This window comes from Terriglobus sp. YAF25, from assembly GCF_052113305.1.
Lineage (GTDB): Bacteria > Acidobacteriota > Terriglobia > Terriglobales > Acidobacteriaceae > Terriglobus.
Genome location: NZ_JBFRCY010000591.1, coordinates 1 through 4,816 on the forward strand (window position 1 = coordinate 1; position 4,816 = coordinate 4,816).

2 protein-coding genes are annotated in these 4,816 nt (G+C 57.7%); one reads left to right on the plus strand and one right to left on the minus strand.

All coding sequences use genetic code 11. The features are described 5' to 3' along the window. The first annotated feature begins 257 nt into the window (after window positions 1-257). A complete protein-coding gene (locus AB4043_RS20690; RefSeq protein WP_442307953.1) occupies window positions 258-2,573 on the plus strand; it encodes a GH92 family glycosyl hydrolase in 2,316 nt (771 codons plus the stop codon). Between the two features lie 134 nt (window positions 2,574-2,707). Here AB4043_RS20690 and AB4043_RS20695 read toward each other — a convergent pair whose 3' ends face one another. Next, on the minus strand, window positions 2,708-4,210 hold the full coding sequence (locus AB4043_RS20695) for a carboxylesterase/lipase family protein (RefSeq protein WP_442307952.1): 1,503 nt from the start codon (window positions 4,208-4,210) through the stop codon (window positions 2,708-2,710). Window positions 4,211-4,816: the final 606 nt, after the last annotated feature.

Here is a 4,816-nt window from a genome sequence, read left to right on the forward strand (position 1 = left end):
GGGATATCTAGTTCAACAGCCTTTTTGTTTGTCATTTCGTAGCGGTCGGAGGAAGCGGAGAAATCTGCTTTTCTTCCCATGTATTTTGGCGCCCATAGGTAAGAAAAGGCGGTCGCGCGCGGCTCTATAGATCGGGCCTTTTAGCCCTGGGCCTTTATCTTCTTCGGAAGGAAGGGTCAGGGCTATAGCCGCTGCTCCCACCCATCCCATCCAATAGCGACATCGTTAACGCAGGTGGAGTATAAAAGACGTCTGTGATGCGACATCTTTTCCGCAATACTCTTGTTTTTGTTTCGTGTATGTCTGCCGCGTTGTGGGCGCAGAAGGCTTCTGAGATCGATCCCATGTTGGGCGCCGATAAAGGCGGGAATGTTTTCGTGGGGCCTACGCTGCCCTTCGGCATGGCGAAACCCGGACCTGACTATGGGACCAACCAGGGCAACGCCGGATGGGCGGCTACGGGTAATCTGAACGGCTTCTCACAACTGCATGTTTCAGGGACGGGCGGTGGGCCGAAGTATGGCAATATCTCGGTGCAGCCGATGTTGGGTAAGGCTGATCCGGCGCACAGCTCGGTGCCGCGCAAGGATGAGCATGCCGAGGTTGGTTATTACACAGTCGGTCTAGGTGACACGGGCATCCGTGCGGAGATCACGACGGCGCGACGTACGCCTGTGTATCGGTTTACATATCCTGACGGGCAGCAGCGCACGTTGCTGGTGGATGTTGGCCATCTGCTGATGAAGCTGCATGATTCGCCTCATCGTTATGACGAAGGCCAGATCGTTTCTTCGACCGAGGTGCAGGTGTTATCGCCGACAGAGATCGCCGGCGAACAGGACTCAGTGATCGGATGGAATATCCAGACCACGCCGATGCGGGTGTACTTCTACCTGGTGACCGATACCCCTGCAGTGACCAGCGGCATCTGGGAGGACGGCAAGGCTCCACAGGATGGCGCGAAGACGGCGAGCTACAAGATGCCGTTCACGATGAAGACGCTGCCGAAGCCTCCGGCGCCGATCGTCAGCACGGGAGCGTATCTGACCTTTGCCCCTGGCGCAAAGCCAGTGATCGTGAAGGTGGGTGTTTCGTTTGTCTCGATCGAGCAGGCGAAGAAGAATGCGATGACTGAGGTTGCCGGCTTCGACTTCGACGGCACACGCAAGGCAGTGGTTGCGGCGTGGGACAAGGAGCTATCGACGACCAAGGTGGAGGGCGGCACAGCGGATGAGCGGCAGCAGTTTGCCACGGGGCTGTATCACTCCATGCTGATGCCGGTGGATCGCACTGGTGAGAATCCGCTGTGGAAGAGCACTCTTCCGTACTACGACGACTTCTACTGCATCTGGGATACCTTCCGTTCTTCGACGCCGCTGCTGACTCTGATCGCGCCGAAGCGCGTGGCCGGCATTCTGCAGTCGCTGCTGGAGATTCAAGACCACGACGGTTTCTTCGTCGATGGCCGCTCCGGCAACTTCGCGGGAAGAACGCAGGGCGGCTCTGACGCAGAGATGATGTTCACCGACGCCTATCTAAAGCATGTTCCGGGCCTCGACTGGGAGCGTGTGTACAAGGCCATGCGGCATGACGCCGATGTGGAGTCGACCGATCCCATTCGCTTCGGCCGCGGTGACATGGACGAGTGGAAGAAGCTGGGATATCTCTCAATCGAGCACTCCGACCCTGCCGGCGGAGCGGACCGTCCAGGTTCACGCTCAATGGAGTACGCGGCGAACGACTATGCTGTAGCGTTGCTGGCGAAGGGGCTGCAGCACGATGCCGATGCGAAGCTCTTTGCGGAGCGCTCGAGCAACTGGAAGAAGCTGTGGTATCCCGAAGCGGTGGACCACACCGAGGGCGGCGACATCAAGGGCTTCATCTGGATGAAGCATGCGGATGGAAGCTGGAAGGCGCAGTTCAATCCGCGCCTGGTGGGCACCTGGTATACGGATAACTTCTACGAGGCCAGCACCTGGACCTACTCTCTTTATGTACCGCAGGATGTGCGTGAGCTGATCAAGACGATCGGCGGCGATGCGGCCTTCAAGAAGCGGCTCGACCTGTTCTTCTCTGAGGCCGGAGAGCATCGCTTTCGCTATCGTTACGATGTAGGCAATGAGCCCGGCTTCCTGACGCCGTATCTCTATAACTGGATCGGCGAGCAGAGCAGCACCGCGAAGACGATTCATGCGGTGCTCGATGCCAGCTATCACTCCGGCAAGGCCGGGTTGCCAGGTAACGATGACTCGGGCGCGATGGGCTCGTTCTATGTCTTCAACCGTATGGGCTACTTCCCGGTCGCGGCGCAGGATGTCTATCTGATCGGCTCGCCGTCGTTTCCGCGTTCGACGATCACGCTGGGTAACGGCAAGCAGTTCTCGGTCCTGGCGGAGAACCTGTCGTCGAGCAATATTTATATTGCGAGCGCGACGTGGAATGGTAAGCCGTATCAGCGTTCGTGGTTCACGCATGAACAGCTTGTTGCCGGCGGAGAGTTGAAGCTGGTGATGACGGATAAACCAACGCACTGGGATACGGGTGAGGCGCCGCCATCGATGTCGGACAAGTAGGAAGAACGAGGGCCGGACGACTGTCCGGCCCTCGTGTTTGTACGGCATGGATGTTCGGGCGTATTGAATTTGAACCTCAGCGGCTAAGGCCGCGTGTCTCTCGAACGTTGTACGGGACGGCTAAAGCCGTCCCCTCAAGCAAGACAATCGCACTTGGGTGCGATTGGTTGCGCTACGCACAACGGTTCAATAAGTTTTCTCGTGAAGCGATGCGAAACAAAAGCATTGTCTTTCTTCGCGCTTCGCGCGAATGCTTTGCTTAAGGGCACGGCCTTAACCGTGCCGAACAAGCGCCTAACACACGCGGCTTTAGCCGCTGAGGGCTTGGTATCGGAGAAGCAGATCTTCCCGCTGACGCCACGAAATGACAAACAAAATATATTCGGAGCAACGAAGATGCTCACGAAGCGGAAGCGATAGACCGGTGACTGTCCTGTCTTACTTTGCGCCTCGGCCCATCTCCATGCGCCCATGGCAATGAAGCCGTTGGTGGTGAAGTCGTCCGCCGAGCGAATGGCCTGCTCGTCGGTGCTTGCCGGGAAAGCTGCGAGGAACTCATCAGCCTTTGCGCCATAGTGCTCTTTGGCGTAGGCCTTCCATTTTTCAGCGGTCATGTCTTTGGAGAGCGTGCCGGCGCGTTCGTCACGATTCCAGCCGATGATGGAGGGCACATGCGTCTGCCGGCCTGCGGCGTAGGCATCTGGCAGGGACTCCGGAAGGAAGGCTCCGTCGACAACGGCGGAGAAGCCGATGCCGCTCTGCTTCTGTGTGGCTTCCAGAATCTTGCCGGCGGGTAGGGCGCGAAGTTCTTCGAGATTGTTTGCGCCGAGTGCGGCGACGAAAGCCTGATCGCGTTTGGCGCGTTCGTTGGCCGCGGTCATTGGAATGGTGCTACCGAAGAAGGCTCCGCTCTCTCCGATGACTTTGTGAAAGAGTCCGCGTGCCGAGGGCGCTACGGTGAGCGCGCTCACCGCAAAGGAGCCGGCGCTTTCACCGAAGATGGTGACGTTGTTTGCATCGCCGCCAAATGCTGCGATGTTAGCCTTCACCCAGCGCAGTGCGGCCACCTGATCCATAAAGCCATAGTTACCGGCGTGGCCGCCCTGTTCTCTGGCCAGGTCTTCACTGGCGAGGAAACCGAAGACGTTCAGGCGGTAGTTCAGCGTGACGACGATGACACCCTTTGCTACGAGCGCGGGATTGGTATAGCGCGGCTCAGAAGCTGCACCGGCGAGGAAGCCTCCACCGTGGATCCAGACCATGACGGGGAGTTTGCTGCCCTGCTTCGCCGCCGCAGGTGTGTAGACATTGAGATAGAGGCAGTCTTCGGAAGGACCGGCGTCAGTAAAGATGTAATCGTCCCAGATATGCCATTGCTGACAGCGATGGCCGAACTTCGTCGCATCGCGAGTGCCGCTCCATGCGGAGGGCGGCTCAGGAGCTTTCCAACGAAGATTGCCCACAGGAGGCGCGGCGTAGGGCAAACCGAGGAAGGCCTTCTCTTTGCCGTCGTGAATCCATTTACCCACGGCTTCGCCCTGTGCGGTTTTTACTTGCGGTGCTGACGCCTGCGCGTGAACTAATCCCGCAGAGAAGCAAGCGAGAACGCCACCAAGCAATGTAGTACGGATTTTCATGTCTTACCTCTCGCGGGTCGTGTCAACGATAGAGCATTTTTCCTGTAGGTGTCGTGTAGGTTTGCGCATCGATGGGCGTTTTCCGTAGTGAACCCGCTGCACGTTCCTCCCGGGATACTTTTGTTTGTCATTTCGGAGCGTCAGCGGAGAAATCTGCTTCTCCGATACATTGCCCTCGGCGGCTAAAGCCGCATGTCTTTTGACCTTGATACGGTACGGCTAAAAGCCGTCCCCTCAAGCAAGGCATTCGCACCTGCGGTGCGAAATGGTTGCGCTACGCGCAACGGGAGGACGGAGCTGAGCACGATCCGCCCTGTATCCGTTCGCGCGTAGCGCGATGTCGTGCTTAAGGGCACGGCTTCAGCCGTGCCGATACAAAGGTGAAAGATATGCGGCTTTAGCCGCTGAGGTGCGATCTGTTGGAGAAGCAAGTCCTTCTTATTACGAAATAGCAAAGAGTTTTTATAATCATGGTTTGAAGACACAAGTTCGCAGCAGTTCCACCAAGACACACGCACTGGCCGTTGCCACGGGCATTTTGCTCAGCCGTGTTGTCGGATTAGTCCGCGACCGGATCTTTGCCCATTATTTCGGCAACTCCGACGC

Excerpts from the sequence above, each read along its gene's own strand:
- AB4043_RS20690 (WP_442307953.1), top strand. The coding sequence starts at position 258 with ATGCGACATCTTTTCCGCAATACTCTTGTTTTTGTTTCGTGTATGTCT.
- AB4043_RS20695 (WP_442307952.1), bottom strand. The coding sequence starts at position 4,210 with ATGAAAATCCGTACTACATTGCTTGGTGGCGTTCTCGCTTGCTTCTCT.